Consider the following 18,927-nt stretch of genomic DNA (forward strand, 5'->3'; position numbering starts at 1 on the left):
AGATTTTCCTATTCTCGATATTGATTATGAATAGGGGAAAACAAATCTTCCTCGACATCTCTAACAATAGAAAAATGATCGACGTTATAATGACCATGTAGTGTTTTATTGTGATGTTCAATAATTTGCTGAGCTGATAAAATCATAGAATCATTTGTGGAATGACCGTTTTTGATTAAGGTGACATCAAATCCCTGTACCGTTGCTGTTCTAACGGCAGTATCAATACAATGTTCGGTTTTACAACCACCTATAACAAGATGACCAATTTCTTTCTCTCTTAAAATCGTATGTAAAGAGGTATTATAAAATGAATTGGTTGCTTGTTTGTCTATGATTTGTGCCGCATGAGGGATTTTGATTTCCTCATGTACTTGAAATCCTTTTCCCATACCGGAAGAAACATCAGTATCTCTGACGAAAATAATAAGAGCATTGGATTGAATCGCTTTTTGAATGGCTATATTTATGTTCGTTAATAATTGATTTTTATGAAATACTGCAGATTCTTGCTCGTTACCGTCAATAAGTTCTTGTTGAGCATCAATAATTAAAAGGGCTTGTTTCATTACATTTCTCCTTTTTATCTTGTTATTTGTAGGGAATAATCTCGTTCTCTCAATGTTCATAATATAGCGAGAGAGAGGTTTGGAATGAAGAAATTTCCTGCTGATTAAAGTTACACTTTATTTATTTCTTGATATTGTAGACGATTCCTTTTTATATAAGGAGATTATTTCATTTTTTTATTGACCTTTACATAATGTAACACTTTGCAATATAACTAAGTGGGAAGAGAAAGAAGGTGAAAATTAACGGATTATTTAATGTTATTTTTATCTATTAGGAAATTAAAAACTCTAAGAGAGATTGTCAAAGAAAATTCATTCTCATAAAGCCTAAAAACATGTATGATAGGAGGTGGAGAATTTTTTGGTAGGTGGGAACAGCATGCAAACGGTACAAGATTATCTTTCATTCTTACACACAAAAGGATTTAAATTATCAGAGGATGCACAAGGGTTTATTATGTTTGGTCAAGGATATACAGGTGCATCTGATGTTCTTGTAAATGCAGCGATTGAGGCAACAATTAAACATCAATTGCAATTTGATGGTAGTTATTTTATCGCTTTATTAGAGCGATTGAAGGAAGAGAAAATTACTGATAAAAAAAGCGCAAAGGCTTTTATGCAGACATTACAAGCGTAACATCATACAGCCTGCGCTTCTTTTTTTGTTTTTGAAGGAAGTTCAACAAAAATCATACCTAAGAAAATACAAAGACAACCAAGCATTGCGGAAATAGAAAGCTGTTCGTTTGCGACAAGAACACCTGTTAATGCGGCAAAGACAGGTTCCATTGCGAAAATAATAGCAACTCTTGTTGGAGATGTATGCTTTTGCGCTGCTGTTTGAATAAAAAAGGCGATTGATGTTGCGAATACGGATGTTGCAAGTAGAGCAAATAAAAAAGCAGAATTCGTCCATAAAGAGATTGAAAATAATTTCTCCCAATCCTCAAATAAAAAAGCGCAGATGGAAGAGAAAATTCCAACAGATAATACTTGGGTTGTGCTTAATAATAAAGGTGATATCTTTTTAGAGAAGACTCCGTTAATGAGAATATGTGCTGCAAAGGCAATTGCACAGCCGAGAACGAGTATATCACCAATATTCAATTGAAAAGAATCACCAGCGGTTAGTAAATATAAGCCAGCTGTTGCAGCGGTAATGCCAAGGATGATAAAAGGTGTAGCCCTTTGCTTTAAAAAAATAAATGAAAGAATGGGAACCATAACAATACTGAGTCCGGTTAAAAATCCTGCTTTAGAAGAAGTGGTATAGAGTAATCCAAATGTTTGTAATAAATAACCGATAAATAAGAATAATCCGACGATTAAACCCGCAATACTACTATGTTGAATTTCTTGTTTCGAAGTTTTTTTCGAGAACGTGAATTGAACAAATAATAAAATGATTCCAGCAAATAAAAAACGAACACCATTGAAAGTAAATGGTCCAACAAATGACATTGCATTTTGAACGACAACAAATGTGGCCCCCCAAATAAAGGAGACAAATAATAAAGCGAGAGGAGCAAACCATCCTTTTTTCACACTAAAACCCCCATTAATTTTGTAAAATGGCTTTTCTTGCTAATTCATCAGCAACTTTGTTTTGACTACTTGGAATCCACTTTATAAAGAAAAGATCAAATCTTTTGATGTATGCTAGTGCCTCTTCTAAAAGTGGTGCATATGTTTTGTTTTTTGCATATTCTTTTTCTACAGCACGTTCAACAAGCTGTGAATCTGTACGAAAAGATACAATGCTATAATTATGTTCTGTGCAATATTTTAATGCAGCGAGTAATGCATGATATTCAGCTTCGTGGTTGGACATGATTCCAAGTGGTAGTGATAATTGCACAGTTGGCTGCACACCTTTAATAAAAACCCCAGCACCAGAAGGGCCTGGATTTCCTTTTGATGCACCATCGATATATACTTCAATCAAAATTAATCCCCCATTGTTATATAGCGTTAGTTGATAGTAATTCCCCGCCTAAAAATATGTTTAGAGACGGGGGATAGGAAAATGTATTTTATCCTATTGTGATGCTATAGCGGCATGTGAATGTTTCGTTCGCTTGTAAGGATTGTACGCCTTTTTTCGCTTTGAAATCTTTTGCTGGTTCTACTTCATCAGCAATTCCATACCAAGGCTCGATACATACGAAAGGAGCATCGTTACCTGGTGTCCAAACACCAACGAATGGGAAACCTTCAAATGTTACTTTTACAAATTTATTATGTTTATGAGAACGAATAGAAATTTCATTTGTATTCATATTTTCAAAAATAAGGGCATCATTTTTGAATAAATCATATGTAAGTGGTAATTCTGCTTTATTTTCAACAATTAGCTGTTTTTCTTTTGAAAGAAAAGGTCCTTTTAAAACGCTTGTTTCTAAATGTTCAGGACCATTAAATGATAAATGGTAGTCTGTAAATGAGTCACCTTCTACTAAAGGACAATTGAAGCCTGGATGTGCTCCGATAGAAAAGAACATTTCTTTTGAAGTAGGATTGATCACTTCATAAGTAACGTGTATGTTTTGCTCGTCTAGTTCATAAGATACAAGTAGCTCAAATTCGTACGGATATTTTTGTAAAGTTTCTTGATTGCTAGTTACAGCATATGTAAGCTTTGTTTCGTTTTGTTCTTTTACTGAGAATATAAGATCGCGAGCAAAGCCGTGTTGTGTCAATGAATAAAGTTTACCATCTACATAATATGTATTGTCCACTAATCTACCGACAATTGGGAATAAAATTGGTGCACGGCGCCCCCAATATTTAGGATTTCCTTGCCACAAATATTCTGTGTTGTCTTCTTTTAAGCGAACGCTTTGTAACTCTGCACCTTTTTCAGAGATGGAAACGATCACTTTTTCATTTTGAATTGTTGCTGTCATGAAGTGAAACCTCCTAAATCTTTCATATTCTCTATTATACGTTGTCTATAAGAAAAAAGGTAGTGAATGAGAAGAATCTATTGACGAATGACTGGCTATTGCGTACAATATAAAATTGTTGTTTAAAAACGGATCACGTGGTTCGAAACCATCCCACGTAAAAAAACTAAGGAGATTTTGTCATGAATATAAAAACATTAGTTGGTAATGGTATTTTAGCAGCGTTATATATTGCTGTTTCTGCACTTATTCAGCCATTTGGCTTTACGAATGTACAATTTCGTATTTCGGAGATGTTTAATCATCTCGTTGTATTTAATAAGAAATCAATTTATGGAATTGTCTTAGGCGTATTTTTAACAAATCTCTTTTTCTCACCTATGATTGCGTATGATTTAGTATTTGGAGTAGGACAATCCGTTCTTGCACTTCTTGCTACGATTATTTCTATGCGCTTTATTAAGGGTGTTTGGGCCCGAATGATCTTTAATACCGTTATCTTTACAATTACTATGTTTATGATAGCGATTGAGCTTCATCTTGCACTTGGTTTTCCATTTTTATTAACATGGCTTACATGTGCAGCTGGTGAATTTGTTGTAATGGCAATCGGTATGCCGGTTATGTATTGGATGAATAAACGAGTACAATTTCAGAGATTTATGTAACATGGATAGGAAGAGCTGCTTGCAATATCAAGCAGCTCTTTTTGTATTTTAAAAGTTGACACTTGTCCACTTCCATTCGAATATAATACTATGACTATTGGTAAAATATAATAAAAAATACGAAGTCTTATATAAGGGGAAATGAATATGAAATATAAAATACATTGGTTATATAAAACAAAATCGAGTCTACAAACAGAATTAAGAACAGATTATATGAACATAGAAGAAGCGCTTCAATTTGCAACTGATTTTGAAAAAACTGGTAGAGTAAAGGGATTATTATTTTATGATGAAATGGGAGCGGAATGGACGCTAAAAGAGATGAAAAAACTCGGTAAACAAATAGAAGAGGAGCCACAAGATATTCGTATTTACTTTGATGGGGGATATGATTTAGAGACGAAAGAGGCTGGAATTGGTATCTGTATTTACTATAAAAAAGGTCAGAAGATGTACCGAGTTCGCCGAAATGCTTACATAGACGGCATATATGATAATAATGAAGCGGAATATGCAGCGCTATTATACGGAATGAATGTACTAGAGGAATTAGGAATTAAATACGAATCGGTTACACTACATGGTGATTCTCAAGTCGTACTTCAGCAACTAGCTGGAGAATGGCCATGCTATGACGAACATTTGAATCATTACTTAGATCAGATTGAACAAAAAGCAAAGCAAATGAAATTAAAGCTTGCCTGTGAACCAGTAGCAAGAAAACAAAATAAAGAAGCTCATCAATTGGCCACACAAGCATTGGAAGGAACAGTAATTGACAGCCATAAAGAAATAACGGAATAGAGAGGTGCAGTGGTGAATAAAAAGCAGCTCATTACAGAGGTAAATGATTTATTAGAAACATATTGTGAAGGGTGTTTTTTACAGGAACATTACAGAAAAACTCATAGCAAATATTATGCTCATTCTTTTTGCATTCGGCAGTGTACTGTGGGAGAGAAATTAAAAGAATATGGAGAGCGATTATCGTAAAAAACATCCAGAGATAACTCTGGATGTTTTTAATGCTTAGCTTCCTTCAATTGGTGTTCGCATAGACTTAATTTTTTTTCTTCGTTCATTAAAAAAGGCTCATCTAAATCTGTTGCAACAGATTTCATTATTTCAAGTTGAGAGCGTGCAGATTCGACTGCAGTTGTCGCATGCTGTAATGATTCAGGATCCATTGTAATTGTTGCAGAGCCTACCATCTTTTGTGCTGTTTCTACGCGGAATTTTACTTCTTCAAAATCATTTACGTGTGAACCCATTATCGATTCCTCCTTTGTATTCTGTTACATTTCACATAGTTTTTACCCTGCAAAAAGGAAATATACAAAGGAATAACAAAGGAGGTTACCAAGTAAGGTAACCTCCTGTTATATGTTGGATTAAAGTTTTACTACGTTAGCAGCTTGAGGTCCACGGTTTCCTTCAACGATATCGAAAGATACTTCTTGACCTTCTTCTAAAGCTTTGTAGCCTTCCCCTTGAATAGCTGTGAAGTGTACGAATACATCGTCAGCACCTTCAATTTCGATAAACCCAAAACCTTTTTCGTTGTTAAACCATTTTACTTTTCCTTGCATGTTACAATTCCTCCTAAAAAACGATTACTTTTTCATTTAGTGAAGTTCGTTTCAAATATTTGCGAATTCATAAAACTGAAAATGCTATATTCTCGAATATTCTGCTAAATGATATTTTTAATATACACGAAATGGTAGATTTTAGTCAAGTAAGCGCTTTTAACTTTTTGTATTTTTAAATAATTTTTCACGCAAGTTTTTTTTATGGTATAGGACAAGCTCTTTTTTTAATATGTTTAAGTGAATGCTGTACATAATGAGGTGAGAGAATGAATCAGTCTTATTTATTAGATAATGAAGGGATGAAAAATAGGATAGATATACCAAAATGGGTTTCACGAGAATTTGAGAATTTTTCTAATGTTGTATTGGACCTAACTTTCCCTTGTTATTTTGGTTTAACAGCTTTAAAGAAAAATGAACTTCGCTACTCATTCTTGTCTCATGATGATTGGAGTCATCTACCACAGACAATGCTTTCTTTTTTACAGTTGATGAACGAACGACCTGTTGTAAGAAGAGGATTTTTTCTTTTTGTTGAGCCAGAACATGAAGAATGCTCACTTGAACATTACCGAGCGTATTTTTGGAAAGTTCTACAATATTTACATGAAGAAGATAATCAATTATGGCCAAAGCAGATTCCAGAAAATCCAAATCATCATTTATGGGAATTTTCATTTGGTGGAGAGCCAATGTTTGCGTTTGGAAACGCTCCAGCTTATAAACAAAGAAAAACGAGACATTTAGGGAACTCACTTATTATTGGATTTCAACCACGAATTATTTTTGATGGACTAGAAGGAGATCGGCCTAAAGGTTCGTACTCAAGACAAATGGTTAGAGAACGGGTTGAAAAGTGGGACCAATTGCCAAAACACCCGAATATTAGTCATTATGGCGATCCGAATCACCGTGAGTGGAAGCAATATTTTATTGGAGATGACGTTGAACCAATAGAAGGGAAATGTCCATTTTATCATAAAGTAAAGAAATGAAGGCCGCCAAAGGAGCGGCCTATTTGCATATTTTGGATAAAAAAGGGCATTTTATATATGTATATTTTTCATAAAAGCTAGTCTATTTTTCACAATACTCTCATTAGTTAATAGTAAAAAAGATATAGAAAGGATATAGCGATGTTTGGGGCGATTATACAGCAATTTATACTAGGAATTTCATTGGCTGCACCAGTAGGCCCGATTAATATTGAAATGTTAAAAAGAGGGATTGAACGTGGCTTTTGGCATGCTTGGCTTGTTGGGATAGGAGGAATGAGTGCAGATATTTTATTTATGCTTCTTATTTACTTTGGATTATCTTCTGTATTTATGTATACATATGTACAAGCGTTTATGTATTGCATAGGTTTTTTCTTATTGTTTTATTTAGGATTTCAAAGTGTAAAACAAGGAATTTTACATTCAAATATGGAATATAAACAAGAAGAGGTAGGTGGACTTCGTCAATCTTTTATGGCAGGATTTTTAATTGCAGTATCTAATCCGTTAAATCTTGTCTTTTGGTTTGGTATATATGGGAGTACGCTTAGCTCGCTGCTTACGAAGGTAACGAAACAAGAAGCATTTTTATATAGTCTCTGCATCATTGGAGGCATTATTTTATGGAATTTAAATATTGCTTTTTCTGTTCATTTTGGACGAACATTGCTTAAGCCAAAGGCACTCGGTTATATTACAGCGGGAGCTGGTTTTATTTTAGTTGGGTATTCGATTCATTTTGCGTATAAAGCGTTACAGTTGTTCATATGAGACCGAAGGGGAGATTTCTATGTATCGAACCACAGTTAATGGAAAAGAAATTATTATTACATTAGCACCCAAAATTAGAAAGGAAGTAACGGATAGAAATCCTTTATATGAAGCCGTTCTTCAAACTATTGAAAGATTACTTCAAACAAAGCAACCAACATTTGCTGTAAATCATGAAATATTTGGACTTATTATTGGGGAGGTACAGAGGGGCGAAGTAACGGTTTTCGCAGTGGAACAGATTATACCGAAACAAAATATATTAGGTTCGCAAAATTTTTTCTCTACAATAGAACGGCGAGCAAATTTGTAATGAAAGAAGTATAACCATAGATAAAGTAGAAACAGTCGTAACGATATGTTACGGCTGTTTCTTCGAAGAAAGGGCACAGGATAAATGAAAAGAGTGTTGAAAGAATTCTTTTTACAACATGATATTATCATTATGTTTGGAGTACTAATTCTTTTTATCATTATTTTACAAATGCAATTATTTACAGGAATAGCGGCTATATCATGTCTTGCGGGTATCATTTTTTATACAATTAATGAATATACGACACATCGGTTTTTATTTCATATGAAACCTCCTAAGAATCCAGTTCTACTGAAAATGTTAAAGAGATTACATTATGATCATCATGTGTATCCGGATGATTTAAAACTATTATTTTTACCAGTTTGGTATAGCATGCTGGGATTTGCGAGTTATTTGTTGATTCTGTATGGAGTGACAAATCATGTAACCATTACACTTTCATTTGAAATGGGGATGATTGTGATGCTGCTTGTTTATGAATGGAAACATTATATAGCGCATAGACCAATTCGTCCGTTGATTCATTTTGGTAGATGGTTAAAAAAACACATATTTTGCATCATTATAAAAATGAAAATTATTGGTTTGGTGTGTCGAACCCAGTGTATGATTTTTTATTTGGTACGTATAAAAATGGAAAAGATGTTGAATTAAGTAGGACGGCACGTGATCTAGAGAAAGAGAAAAATCAGGAAGTAGTGCGATGAACGTTGTTTCTATTTTGCAAAAATATATTAAAAAATTGGAAAAATGTGACGAAAAATGTCTAGCGAAAAATCTTTGCAGAGAAGGAGAGATTGTCTAAAATTAAGTTTAAGTTTCTGAATATTTATAAAATTTAGTTTTTTATGCGAAGGGATTGGATTTGAAATATGATGGAGAGGGGAGAGGGCAAGTGAAAAGAGATAGTTCAGCACGTAAGTTACAAAGCGAGGTAAATTATACAGAAGTCGTTCAGTCAGCGGAATTTCAATCATTGCTAGAAAAGAAACGGAAATTTATTGTCCCGATGAGTATTTTCTTTTTTAGCTTTTTTATTGCTTTACCGCTTTTGACTTCTTATTCCAAAGTATTGAATACACTAGCATTTGGGGATGTTACGTGGGCGTGGATCTTTGCTTTTGCACAATTTATTATGACGTGGGTGTTATGTATGATGTATAGCAAAAAAGCGGAATCATTCGATAAGGCTTCACAAAAAATTCTTCAAGATATGCAGAAAGGGAGGGGATAATTTTGAACGTAACGGCGTTTGCACTATTTTTGATTATCGTTCTCGGTACGCTCGTCATTACATACTTTGCATCGAAAAAGACGAAAAATGCGAGCGAGTTTTATACGGCAGGAGGAGGCTTGACTGGTTGGCAAAATGGTCTGGCCATTGCGGGAGATTATATGTCAGCTGCTTCTTTTCTAGGAATCGCAGGAGCAATTGCATTAACTGGATTTGATGGTTTTTTTTATAGCATAGGCTTTCTTGTTGCTTATTTAGTTGTATTATATCTTGTTGCCGAACCGCTTAGAAACTTAGGGAAATATACATTAGCTGATATGATTGCAGCACGTTTTGATGCGAAAAAGGTGCGCGGAGTCGCAGCTTTAAATACGATGACAATTTCAATTTTCTATATGATTGCACAACTTGTAGGAGCAGGAGCACTTATTAAATTATTATTAGGAATTGAATATACAACATCGGTTTTAATTGTTGGAACGCTAATGACAGTGTACGTAATTTTTGGGGGTATGACAGCGACAAGTTGGGTACAAATTGTAAAAGCTGTCTTATTAATGGCAGGGACATTTATTATTTCAGTAATCGTATTTGCGAAATTTAATTTTAGCGTAACAGAAATGTTTGCACAGATGAAAACCGCAACACCTTTAAAGGAAGCATTTTTAAATCCAGGAGTGAAGTATAAGGATGGATTGGATACGCTTTCTTTAAATTTAGGTCTCGTTCTAGGGACAGCTGGTTTACCTCATATTCTTGTTCGCTTTTTCACTGTTCGTGATGCAAAAACAGCACGTCAGTCTGTTGTATATGCAACATGGTTAATTGGAGCGTTTTATATTATGACGATTTTCTTAGGTTTTGGTGCAGCTGCCTTTGTAGGAAATGCAGCAATTATCCAGGCAAACTCAGCTGGTAATATGGCAGCACCTTTATTAGCAAAAGCACTTGGTGGAGATTTCTTATTTGCTTTCGTTTCAGCAATTGCATTTGCAACAATTTTAGCAGTTGTGGCAGGCCTTGTTTTAACAGCAGCCTCTGCATTTGCACATGATTTTTATAATGAGATTATTCGTAAAGGCAAGTCAACAGAAAAAGAACAAGTATCGATGGCACGCTATGCTTCAATTGGAGTAGCAGTATTGTCTATTATTTTAGCCCTATTTGCTCAAACATTAAACGTTGCATTCCTCGTGTCGTTAGCATTCGCTGTTGCTGCAAGTGCGAACTTACCGGTTATTTTGTTTACAATTTATTGGAAACGATTTAATACAACAGGAGCGATTTGCGGAATGGTGGTTGGTTTAGTCTCAGCTATCGTATTAGTTGCACTAAGCCCGAATGTTTGGAGTCCTGAAGCTGGGAAAGCAATCTTTGTTGGAGAAGCTTTATTTCCTTATACAACACCTGGGATTATTTCTATTCCACTTGGATTTTTAGCAGCATATTTAGGGACAATCTTCTCCAGTAAGAAAGAAGATGCAGCGAAGTTTGATGAAATTCTTGTCAAATCGAACACAGGTCATGGAGTTAGTGATGTGTCTGCACATTAAGAAGAAAAAGGGCTTTCCAGTTTTTGGAGAGCTCTTTTATTTTGGAATTTTGCTTAAAAATATTACCTTGCAGTTGGTAGGATTTGTTTCGTTCATGTGGAATGAAAATAAATAGAGAAAAAGTTTGATCTCATCATGGCACCAGCACAGCTTGAAGAAATATAAGTTGGTTTGGAAGGTGGAATATATGGTGAAAACGAAGCAAACAGATGCGTTATTAGCAAAGGATGAAAAGTATGTGTGGCATGGAATGCGCCCTTTTAGTCCAAATAGTACGATGGTTGGGGCAAAAGCAGAAGGGTGTTGGGTTGAAGATATAGAAGGGAAACGATACTTAGATGGTATGAGTGGGCTTTGGTGTGTGAATAGTGGATATGGAAGAAAAGAACTTGCTGAAGCAGCATATGAGCAATTGCAAACATTATCATATTTTCCCATGTCTCAATCACATGAACCGGCAATTCAGCTTGCTGAAAAGTTAAATGAATGGCTTGGAGGAGAATATGTTATCTTCTTCTCTAATAGTGGATCGGAAGCTAACGAAACAGCCTTTAAAATTACAAGGCAATATTATGCAAATAAAGGGGAACCGCATCGTTATAAATTTCTGTCACGTTATCGTGGTTATCATGGAAATACAATGGCGACGATGGCAGCAACAGGACAAGCGCAGCGGAGGCATCAATATGAGCCATTTGCTTCAGGGTTCTTACATGTGACGCCGCCAGATTGTTACCGAATGCCAGAGATTGCATCACAGAATATTTATGATGTAGAGTGTGTGAAAGAAATTGATCGTGTTATGAAGTGGGAATTGAGTGAAACGATAGCTGGATTTATTATGGAACCGATTATTACAGGAGGGGGTATCTTGATGCCGCCTCAGGATTATATGAAAGCTGTTCATGAAATCTGTCAAAAACATGGTGCATTACTGATTAGTGATGAAGTAATTTGTGGCTTTGGGCGTACAGGCAAAGCGTTTGGTTTTATGAATTATGATGTAAATCCTGACATTATTACAATGGCAAAAGGAATTACAAGTGCATACTTACCATTATCAGCAACAGCAGTGAAAAAAGAAATTTATGAAGCATTTAAAGGAACAGGAGAATATGAATTTTTCCGGCATATTAATACCTTTGGCGGGAATCCAGCTGCTTGTGCATTAGCACTTAAAAACTTAGAAATTATGGAAAATGAAAATTTAATTGAGCGTTCTGCACAAATGGGCTCCCTTTTATTAGAACAGTTAAAAGAGGAGATTGGCGATCATCCTCTTGTTGGAGATATTAGAGGGAAAGGATTGCTTGTTGGAATTGAAATGGTAAGGGATAAAGTAACAAAGGATCCAATTGATAATACTAAAATTACAAGTGTAGTGAACGCTTGTAAGGAAAAGGGACTAATCATTGGACGTAATGGAATGACAACCGCAGGCTATAATAATGTTTTAACTTTAGCACCGCCTCTTATTATTTCAAGTGAAGAAATCGCTTTTGTTGTCGGGACGTTGAAGACAGCGATGGAACGTATTGGATAAAGGAATAGAAAAGCGAGCCGAAGAGGATAGGGGCTCGCTTTTTCGTGTATTGTTTTACTAATGAACACCGTGTTCGCTATTCCTATTTCCTGTATAAATAAAAAACGAGATGATTGTCTTTTGAAGACAATCATCTCGTTTTTATATTATGAAATTAGTATGCTAGACAGTTACTATGCACTTTGTTTTAATTGCTTATCTTTTACACCAAACGAATATTTTAACATTGGCGGTGTAATCATTGTTGTTAAAATAACGACAATTACAATTGCTGTAAAGTAATCTTGTGCTAGTAGTCCAGAAGTAAGCCCTTGTCCTGCAATAATAAGAGCGACTTCACCACGGGAAACCATGCCAGATCCAATGATTGTCGAAGATTGTAAATCAAATCCAGTCATTCGTGCCCCGAAACCACATCCAATTAGTTTTGTGAAGACAGCAATGATTGTTAATGCTAAGATAAACCAAATTTTATCCCCAATACCTGCAAACGTAATATTCATACCGATACTTACAAAGAAAATTGGAACGAACATTGCATAAGCGATTGGTTCTACTTTCTTTTCTACTTCATGTTTATAATCTGTTTGAGAAATCGCAATACCTGCTGCGAATGCACCGATAATTCCAGCGATTCCTAGAATTTCACCAAAGTATGCGAAAGCGAAACAAATGATAAGAGCTGCACTAATGATAGATTCTGATACACGTAGTGGTGATAACCAGCGCATAATCATTGGAACGCCTTTCCAGCCAATTAAGATAATAGCTGCGAAGAAGACCACTTTTTTCAAGATGATGATAGTTAAGCTTACATCAGCTGATCCTAGGAAGCTCATAGCGAAGGCTAGTAAAATAACAACAAGTATATCATCAAATACAGCAGCGCCTAGCATCGTTGTACTCTCACGCGTCTTCATTTTTCCTAAATCACGAAGTGTTTGCACAGAAATACTAACACTTGTTGCACATAGAAGTAATCCTAAAAAGACCGCATTTGCTTGTTCCATTCCTATTACAAGACCTGCAACATAACCACCTGCAAATGGCAGGACAATACCACCAATAGCAACTGCTAACGAAGAATTACGATTTTCATTTAGTTCTTTTAAGTCTGTTTCTAAGCCGGCCATAAACATAAGGAGAATAACCCCGACTTCACTTAACTGTGTGAGTAAATCTGAATTGTTCACCCAACCTAATACTGCTGGGCCAATTACAATACCAACAATTAATTTCCCTAGTACGGAAGGTTGACCTAATCTAACACTAATGTCACCAGCAATTTTTGTACTTAACAAAATTAACGCAATTTGAAAGAAAAATTCCATCTCATCTCTCCTTTTCTTTTTGTTTTATTATTACGATTTCTCGGAATTTGCTTAATGTAAAACTATGTAACACACATTAAACAAGAGGTCTTTATACAAGGTCTTTTGAACTTGTAATTTGAACCTGTAATAAATATATAATACATTTCAAGAAAAATCAATGTTAAATTGGCAGATTTTAATAGGATGATTCATTTTGAATTAGGAATATACGTCTATATAATGAAGGATAAGAAAAATTGTTTGAAGAAATAAATCTATTTGAAAGAAATGGAGAAGGAAATATGTTATTCAATCAACGGTTTACAATTGGGGAAATGGCAAAAATGCATAATATTGCGGAATCAACGTTACGTTATTATGATGAAAAAGGTATTTTTCATCCATCCATTGTTGATCCACAAACAAATTATCGGTACTATACGATCGATCAATTTTCACTTTTGGATACCATTAAATTTTTACGTCAATTAAATATTTCTTTGAAAGAAATCAAGACGTATATTGATGAGAGAAATCCATCTTATGCTTTAAATTTGCTGGAAAAACAGCAAGAATTGATGTTGAAGAAACAAAGGGAAATTGACTATGCATTGGCAAAAATGAATCATAAAATTGAAATGATGAAAGAAGCTACTGCTTCAAAAGCAAATCATGTGACATTTAAGAAATTACCAAAGAGAAAAATTACAGCGTTAGCTATCGCACCGAATATAACAGATGATATGTTTGAGTACTATATCCACTCACTTCAAAAAAATATGAAGCAAATAGATGATAGTTTATTTTCAGGAGATTTAGGTGTGACAGTGTCAAAAGAAGGGTTACTTCAAAATGAATTTCAATCATATAATAGTGTTTTTATTCTTCTTGACTATATGCCGTTTCAAATTACTACTTCAGAGGAAATTAAAGAAGGGATGTTCGCTTGCTCTTTTCACCATGGACCATATGAAGAAACGGATGGAACTTACAAGAATCTGTTAATGGATATTAAGGAAAAAGGATATGAAGTGTCTGGAGATGCAATTGAGCTCGCTTTAATTGACTGGTCTGTGACAGAGAATCCAAAAGAGCAAGTTACAGAGATACAAATTCCGGTAATAAAAAAGGAATAAAAGGTTGTATAACAAAAATGCATATTAAATTCTCGCTTGACCTTCAAGTAACTTGAAGGTTTAAAATGTGAACAGAGAATTGTAAAGGAGCATTTTGTTATGGAAACAACTGAGAAATTAAGAGAAAAACCAATAAAAAGTTTATTTATATCTTATTTAATACCAGCGGTTCTTGGAATGGTATTAATGTCGGTGAATATTGTAATCGATGCCGTTATGATTAGTAGGGGCGTCGGAGCGAATGGCTTAGCGGGAGTAAACGTTGCTGTCCCAGCCTTTTCTATTTTTTTCTCTATATCGTTGTGGATTGGAATGGGCGGGGCTACACTATACTCCATTGCATTAGGTGAAAATAAAATAGAGCGAGCAAGATCAATCTTTACACAATCTATGATAGTAGCTATTGTAATTGTTGGTTTATTAATGGCTATTTGTTTATGGAGAATAGAAGATTTAGCTTATTTATTTGGAGCAAATGAAGTAATCTTGCCGTATGCCTTAGACTATCTAACTGTATTATTAACATTTGGAATGATATACGTATTAGAAAATATTTTAAGTACATTTATACGAAACGATGGAAATCCAAATTTAGCAATGGCGGGGCTTGTTGTAACAGCGTTATTAAATATTGTATTTGATTATATCTTTATTTTTATATTTGGTTGGGGCGTAACAGGGGCAGCAGCAGCGACTATCTTATCAGCAGCAATTGGTTTTCTTGTATTACTAAGTCATTTCTTTAGAAAAAGTAGTATTTTAAAATGGACGAAATTTCATTTTGAATGGAATACAGTTAAACAAATTATGGTGATTGGTTTTCCAAGTTTCACCGCAGAAATAACAGTAGCAATTGTAACAATTGGATTTAATATAGCCTTTATTCAATATGCCGGAGAATTAGGTGTTGCCTCATATGCAATGGTCAATAGTATTCACTCGATGACACTATTGTTGTTCTTTGGCGTTGGAGCAGCATTACAACCAATTACAAGTTTTCATTACGGGGCAAATTTACCTGAACGGTTGAAAGAAGGATTACACTTTGCGGTAAAAATAGCTGTTGTACTTGGATGTGTGGCGATTGTGATTGGATTATTCTTTGGGAAATACATTATCGGTCTATTTGATGTCCAATCAACAGAATTACTTACACTAACTGTAACGGGAATTAGTCTTTTCTTTATTCAATATGTATTTTTAGGTTATAACATTGTATACGGAGAATATTTCCAATCGGTGAGACAAACAAGAAAGTCCGTCTTTATTATTTTGAGCCGTGGTTTATTATTCATTATTCCACTCTTATTGATTATGCCAAAGTTGTTTGGTGTAAATGGAATTTGGCTTGTAATGCCAGTCGCAGAGTTATTAACAGCGATTATCGTATTTGGAATGAATCGTGTTTCTCATCCTGTATCAGTACGACATGTAGAAAGAGAGCATGTAGTATGATAGAAATCCCCTTAATAAATTAAGGGGATTTCTTATTTTTTAAGCTAACTGTAAAAGAGCCATCTGTTTCTTGAACAGAAGCAAATGCAATGTTTTGGATGTCTTCAAATCCTTTTTTTAGCAACTCATTACGGAGCCATTTCTCATTTTTATGGATTAATCTTAAATTATCATATTGGATATGCGCATCAACAATAAGGGCGATTGGTAGACCGGCATATGTAACATCCATATGCATATCTTTAGGAGTAAGAGGAACAAGTTCCCTTTTAGGTAAAATGCTAATAGCACCATTTGCTTCTAAAATCGCATATTCGATTTCATTTACGCTAGGATATCCCGCTACTCTAAGGTTAGAAAGCAACTCAGCTATTGGATATCTGCTTTGTTTTAAGTTCTCGAATAGGATATTTCCATGTTTAATTAGAATCGTAGGCTGCCCTAGGATAAAACGATTGAGCTTATTTAGTAAACTAAGTTTCGTAATGAAAAGGTGAAGACATGTAATAACAACCATACCAACTATACCTTCCCATATCCCATCGACTGGTATAGCTTGAAATGCTAGGTAGGATAAAAAAATAATGGCACCAAAATCATGTGGTGTAAGCTGTGCCAATGCTGATTTTCCTAATAGTTTAATCGCTATAATAAACAATAAAAAAAAGAATGTTACATTACATAAAAAAGCAATCAATGTCTGCACCTCTTATATAAAATTCATGATGTAAATTGTGTATACGTTATTCAATATTCCCATATCTATTGTAAATATTACCTTTTTAGGGTAAATAAGGGTAAATCGGAAAGTTGAGATGTACAAATAAACAAGTGGATATTATGATGGGAATATAGAAAAAAATAGGAGTATGTGTAGATGTTAAAGAAGAAAAAAATTATTAAGTATAGCTTAATTTTAATTATGATTGTAGTAGGTTATATGGGTATTTTACAATATAACATTTATAAGCATGGGCATATGAAAGCGCCAGATGATGCAGACTACATGATTCTTTTAGGTGCGAAGGTGAAAGGAACGAAGCCTTCCTATTCTTTACAATATCGCATCGATAAAGCTGCGGAATATTTAAAGAAACATGAACAGACGATTGTGATTGTATCTGGCGGGAAAGGAAAAGGAGAAGATATTTCCGAAGCGCTAGCTATGAAACAAGGATTAATGAAGCAGGATATTGCAGAACAAAGAATTATTATGGAAGATCGTTCAACAAATACAGACGAGAATATTGAATTTTCAAAGGCACTTATTCCAGCAAATAAGAAAAAAGGGATGATTGTTACAAATGATTTTCATATGTTTCGGGCCAAAAAAATTGCTGAAAAACAAGGGCTGAAGGTAGAGGGGCTTTCTGCGAAAACACCTAAACCGATTATTATTCAGTCAAATGTGAGGGAGTATTTTGCGATTACACAGTATTGGTTATTAAATCGAATATGACGATAAATCTTACAAAAGTGTAATCTGAGTGAAAGGTAAAGCGATAGTTTCTAAAGTAGTTGCATGACATAATAAAGGTAACAAAAACAACGAAACTTTAGAGGTGAATCGTATGAAAGGCAATAATATTTTATCTTCAATTTGTTACTTTAGCATTTTCTTTGCGCCATTTCTATTTCCAATTATCGTCTATTTTATTGCAGAAGATGACGTGAAATATCATGCGAAAAAAGCATTGTGGACACACGTTTTCCCATTTGTAATTTTGTTTGGTGGACTGGCGCTTTCGGGTGTGTTTGGTTTAAGTTTTGGAGAATCTACGAGTGTTGGAATTGGAATTGTTGTAACATATGTCGTCTTTGCAATTGTAGGAATCTATTATTTCATCTGGAATATTGTGAAAGGTATTAAAGTATTGAGAACAGCTTAATATGTGCAGGAGGATCAATCGTAAAGATTGGTCCTTTTGTATGATTATTTCCCGATGAGCATATCCTTTGTATGTAGGAAAAGAATGTGTTACTTATTGAGTATTCAGATTATAAAGGGTGGGGAAAGTATGAATGAAATGATACATAAGATGGAACAACATGCATCAGTTCGTAAATATAAAAATGAATCAATTCCAAAGAATATAGTTGAAAGAATGGTACAAGCAGCGCAGCACGCGGCCTCATCACATTTTGTTCAAGCGTATTCAGTTATGTATATTACAGATGAAAATTTAAAAGCGCAACTAGCAGAGCTATCGGGCAATCGTCATGTGAAGGATTGCGCAGCATTTTTTGTTTGCTGTGCAGATTTAAAGCGTTTAGAAAAAGCATGTGAGAAACATGGAGCGGAGATAAAGAGTGATACTGTAGAGGATTTTATTGTAGCAACAGTAGATGTATCGTTATTTGCACAAAACTTAGCGCTTGCGGCAGAGTCATTAGGATACGGTATTTGTTATATTGGTGGAATTCGTAACAACCCAGAAGAAGTGAGTCATTTGCTTCATCTGCCAGATAAAGTGTATCCGGTGTTTGGAATGACGATTGGAGTACCTAATGAAAGTCATGCAGTGAAACCGCGTTTATCAGTTGAAGCGATTTTACATGAAAACACATATGACGAAAATAAATATGATGAATTACTAGAAGAATATGATAGAACAACGAATGAATATTATAAGGGAAGATCTACGAATCAAAAAGATGTAACATGGACAGGATCAATGAGCGCTTTCATGTCAAAAGAGAAGCGAATGCATATGAAGGAGTTTTTGATTAAAAGAGGGCTTAATAAACGATAAGTTGAAATCATTAATCAACTCCATTTGTTTGATGAGGGAGAAGAGAAAGAAACGCTCCTATATTTTAAAAACATAAAAGAATGAAGTGAAAAGACCTTAGCATAGCTG

General features: G+C 34.6%; 23 protein-coding genes, 1 pseudogene and 1 riboswitch. Of the genes and pseudogenes, 16 read left to right on the top strand and 8 right to left on the bottom strand.

Annotated features, from left to right (window positions below; translation table 11 throughout):
• Positions 1 to 8: 8 nt before the first annotated feature.
• Positions 9 to 569, bottom strand: coding sequence for a cysteine hydrolase family protein (locus HRG09_RS22660; protein ID WP_174103058.1), 561 nt, complete (start codon positions 567 to 569; stop codon positions 9 to 11).
• Between the two features lie 382 nt (positions 570 to 951).
• Here HRG09_RS22660 and HRG09_RS22665 point away from each other — a divergent pair, with 382 nt between their 5' ends.
• The gene (locus tag HRG09_RS22665; RefSeq protein ID WP_174103059.1) at positions 952 to 1,212 is read left to right on the top strand and encodes a DUF6123 family protein; all 261 of its coding nucleotides are present in this window, start codon (positions 952 to 954) and stop codon (positions 1,210 to 1,212) included.
• A gap of 2 nt (positions 1,213 to 1,214) precedes the next feature.
• Here HRG09_RS22665 and HRG09_RS22670 read toward each other — a convergent pair whose 3' ends face one another.
• The 3 genes from HRG09_RS22670 to HRG09_RS22680 form a co-directional block, all read right to left on the bottom strand.
• A complete protein-coding gene (locus tag HRG09_RS22670) occupies positions 1,215 to 2,120 on the bottom strand; it encodes a DMT family transporter (RefSeq protein WP_174103060.1) in 906 nt (301 codons plus the stop codon).
• Positions 2,121 to 2,133: 13 nt separating this feature from the next.
• A complete protein-coding gene (locus HRG09_RS22675) occupies positions 2,134 to 2,520 on the bottom strand; it encodes a reverse transcriptase-like protein (RefSeq protein WP_174103061.1) in 387 nt (128 codons plus the stop codon).
• 88 nt (positions 2,521 to 2,608) lie between these two features.
• Positions 2,609 to 3,481, bottom strand: coding sequence for an aldose 1-epimerase family protein (locus HRG09_RS22680; RefSeq protein ID WP_174103062.1), 873 nt, complete (start codon positions 3,479 to 3,481; stop codon positions 2,609 to 2,611).
• 131 nt (positions 3,482 to 3,612) lie between these two features.
• Positions 3,613 to 3,657: riboswitch (PreQ1 riboswitch) on the top strand.
• 6 nt (positions 3,658 to 3,663) lie between these two features.
• Here HRG09_RS22680 and HRG09_RS22685 point away from each other — a divergent pair.
• From HRG09_RS22685 to HRG09_RS22695, 3 genes are all read left to right on the top strand, one after another.
• A complete protein-coding gene (locus HRG09_RS22685; RefSeq protein ID WP_174103063.1) occupies positions 3,664 to 4,149 on the top strand; it encodes a QueT transporter family protein in 486 nt (161 codons plus the stop codon).
• Positions 4,150 to 4,296: 147 nt separating this feature from the next.
• Complete coding sequence (locus tag HRG09_RS22690) at positions 4,297 to 4,956, top strand: ribonuclease H family protein (protein WP_174103064.1); 660 nt, start codon at positions 4,297 to 4,299, stop codon at positions 4,954 to 4,956.
• A gap of 12 nt (positions 4,957 to 4,968) precedes the next feature.
• Positions 4,969 to 5,145 (top strand): zinc-finger domain-containing protein, encoded by a 177-nt coding sequence (locus tag HRG09_RS22695; protein WP_174103065.1) that lies wholly within the window; start codon positions 4,969 to 4,971, stop codon positions 5,143 to 5,145.
• 29 nt (positions 5,146 to 5,174) lie between these two features.
• Here the strand turns inward: HRG09_RS22695 and HRG09_RS22700 are convergent, their stop codons facing one another.
• Both HRG09_RS22700 and cspB read right to left on the bottom strand, forming a co-directional pair.
• Positions 5,175 to 5,423, bottom strand: a complete 249-nt coding sequence (locus HRG09_RS22700; protein WP_174103066.1) for a DUF2564 family protein — start codon at positions 5,421 to 5,423, stop codon at positions 5,175 to 5,177.
• Between the two features lie 120 nt (positions 5,424 to 5,543).
• Entirely contained in the window at positions 5,544 to 5,741 is a 198-nt protein-coding gene (cspB, locus tag HRG09_RS22705; RefSeq protein ID WP_003196492.1) for a cold shock-like protein CspB, read from the bottom strand.
• Between the two features lie 269 nt (positions 5,742 to 6,010).
• Between cspB and HRG09_RS22710 the strand changes: the two genes are divergently transcribed.
• The 7 genes and pseudogenes from HRG09_RS22710 to HRG09_RS22740 all read left to right on the top strand — a co-directional run bounded on the left by HRG09_RS22710 (position 6,011) and on the right by HRG09_RS22740 (position 12,162).
• Complete coding sequence (locus tag HRG09_RS22710; RefSeq protein ID WP_174103067.1) at positions 6,011 to 6,739, top strand: YqcI/YcgG family protein; 729 nt, start codon at positions 6,011 to 6,013, stop codon at positions 6,737 to 6,739.
• A 141-nt stretch (positions 6,740 to 6,880) separates the two neighbouring features.
• Positions 6,881 to 7,513: a LysE family transporter gene (locus HRG09_RS22715; RefSeq protein WP_174103068.1), complete on the top strand. Its 633-nt coding sequence runs from the start codon at positions 6,881 to 6,883 to the stop codon at positions 7,511 to 7,513.
• Between the two features lie 19 nt (positions 7,514 to 7,532).
• A complete protein-coding gene (locus HRG09_RS22720) occupies positions 7,533 to 7,826 on the top strand; it encodes a cytoplasmic protein (protein WP_174103069.1) in 294 nt (97 codons plus the stop codon).
• Between the two features lie 84 nt (positions 7,827 to 7,910).
• Positions 7,911 to 8,539: pseudogene (locus HRG09_RS22725) on the top strand (sterol desaturase family protein).
• 188 nt (positions 8,540 to 8,727) lie between these two features.
• Positions 8,728 to 9,066, top strand: a complete 339-nt coding sequence (locus HRG09_RS22730) for a DUF485 domain-containing protein (protein WP_174103070.1) — start codon at positions 8,728 to 8,730, stop codon at positions 9,064 to 9,066.
• A 2-nt stretch (positions 9,067 to 9,068) separates the two neighbouring features.
• The gene (locus HRG09_RS22735) at positions 9,069 to 10,619 is read left to right on the top strand and encodes a solute symporter family protein (protein ID WP_174103071.1); all 1,551 of its coding nucleotides are present in this window, start codon (positions 9,069 to 9,071) and stop codon (positions 10,617 to 10,619) included.
• 187 nt (positions 10,620 to 10,806) lie between these two features.
• Entirely contained in the window at positions 10,807 to 12,162 is a 1,356-nt protein-coding gene (locus HRG09_RS22740; protein ID WP_174103072.1) for an aspartate aminotransferase family protein, read from the top strand.
• A gap of 173 nt (positions 12,163 to 12,335) precedes the next feature.
• Here HRG09_RS22740 and HRG09_RS22745 read toward each other — a convergent pair whose 3' ends face one another.
• Positions 12,336 to 13,493 carry a cation:proton antiporter gene (locus HRG09_RS22745; protein WP_174103073.1) on the bottom strand — a complete coding sequence of 386 codons (1,158 nt, stop codon included), beginning with the start codon at positions 13,491 to 13,493 and terminating at the stop codon, positions 12,336 to 12,338.
• Between the two features lie 284 nt (positions 13,494 to 13,777).
• Here HRG09_RS22745 and HRG09_RS22750 point away from each other — a divergent pair, with 284 nt between their 5' ends.
• Together HRG09_RS22750 and HRG09_RS22755 are read left to right on the top strand one after the other, a co-directional pair.
• Entirely contained in the window at positions 13,778 to 14,611 is an 834-nt protein-coding gene (locus HRG09_RS22750; RefSeq protein ID WP_174103074.1) for a MerR family transcriptional regulator, read from the top strand.
• A gap of 99 nt (positions 14,612 to 14,710) precedes the next feature.
• The gene (locus HRG09_RS22755; RefSeq protein ID WP_174103075.1) at positions 14,711 to 16,066 is read left to right on the top strand and encodes an MATE family efflux transporter; all 1,356 of its coding nucleotides are present in this window, start codon (positions 14,711 to 14,713) and stop codon (positions 16,064 to 16,066) included.
• Positions 16,067 to 16,085: 19 nt separating this feature from the next.
• Here the strand turns inward: HRG09_RS22755 and HRG09_RS22760 are convergent, their stop codons facing one another.
• Positions 16,086 to 16,763: a DUF421 domain-containing protein gene (locus tag HRG09_RS22760; RefSeq protein ID WP_174103076.1), complete on the bottom strand. Its 678-nt coding sequence runs from the start codon at positions 16,761 to 16,763 to the stop codon at positions 16,086 to 16,088.
• Between the two features lie 180 nt (positions 16,764 to 16,943).
• Between HRG09_RS22760 and HRG09_RS22765 the strand changes: the two genes are divergently transcribed.
• From HRG09_RS22765 to nfsA, 3 genes are all read left to right on the top strand, one after another.
• Positions 16,944 to 17,525, top strand: a complete 582-nt coding sequence (locus HRG09_RS22765; protein ID WP_174103077.1) for a YdcF family protein — start codon at positions 16,944 to 16,946, stop codon at positions 17,523 to 17,525.
• A 112-nt stretch (positions 17,526 to 17,637) separates the two neighbouring features.
• The gene (locus HRG09_RS22770; RefSeq protein WP_174103078.1) at positions 17,638 to 17,955 is read left to right on the top strand and encodes a magnetosome magnetite crystal formation protein family; all 318 of its coding nucleotides are present in this window, start codon (positions 17,638 to 17,640) and stop codon (positions 17,953 to 17,955) included.
• A gap of 129 nt (positions 17,956 to 18,084) precedes the next feature.
• Positions 18,085 to 18,819, top strand: coding sequence for an oxygen-insensitive NADPH nitroreductase (gene nfsA, locus HRG09_RS22775; protein WP_174103079.1), 735 nt, complete (start codon positions 18,085 to 18,087; stop codon positions 18,817 to 18,819).
• Positions 18,820 to 18,927 lie beyond the last annotated feature (108 nt).

It is taken from the genome of Bacillus sp. Xin1 (assembly GCF_013314535.1).
Classification (GTDB): domain Bacteria; phylum Bacillota; class Bacilli; order Bacillales; family Bacillaceae_G; genus Bacillus_A.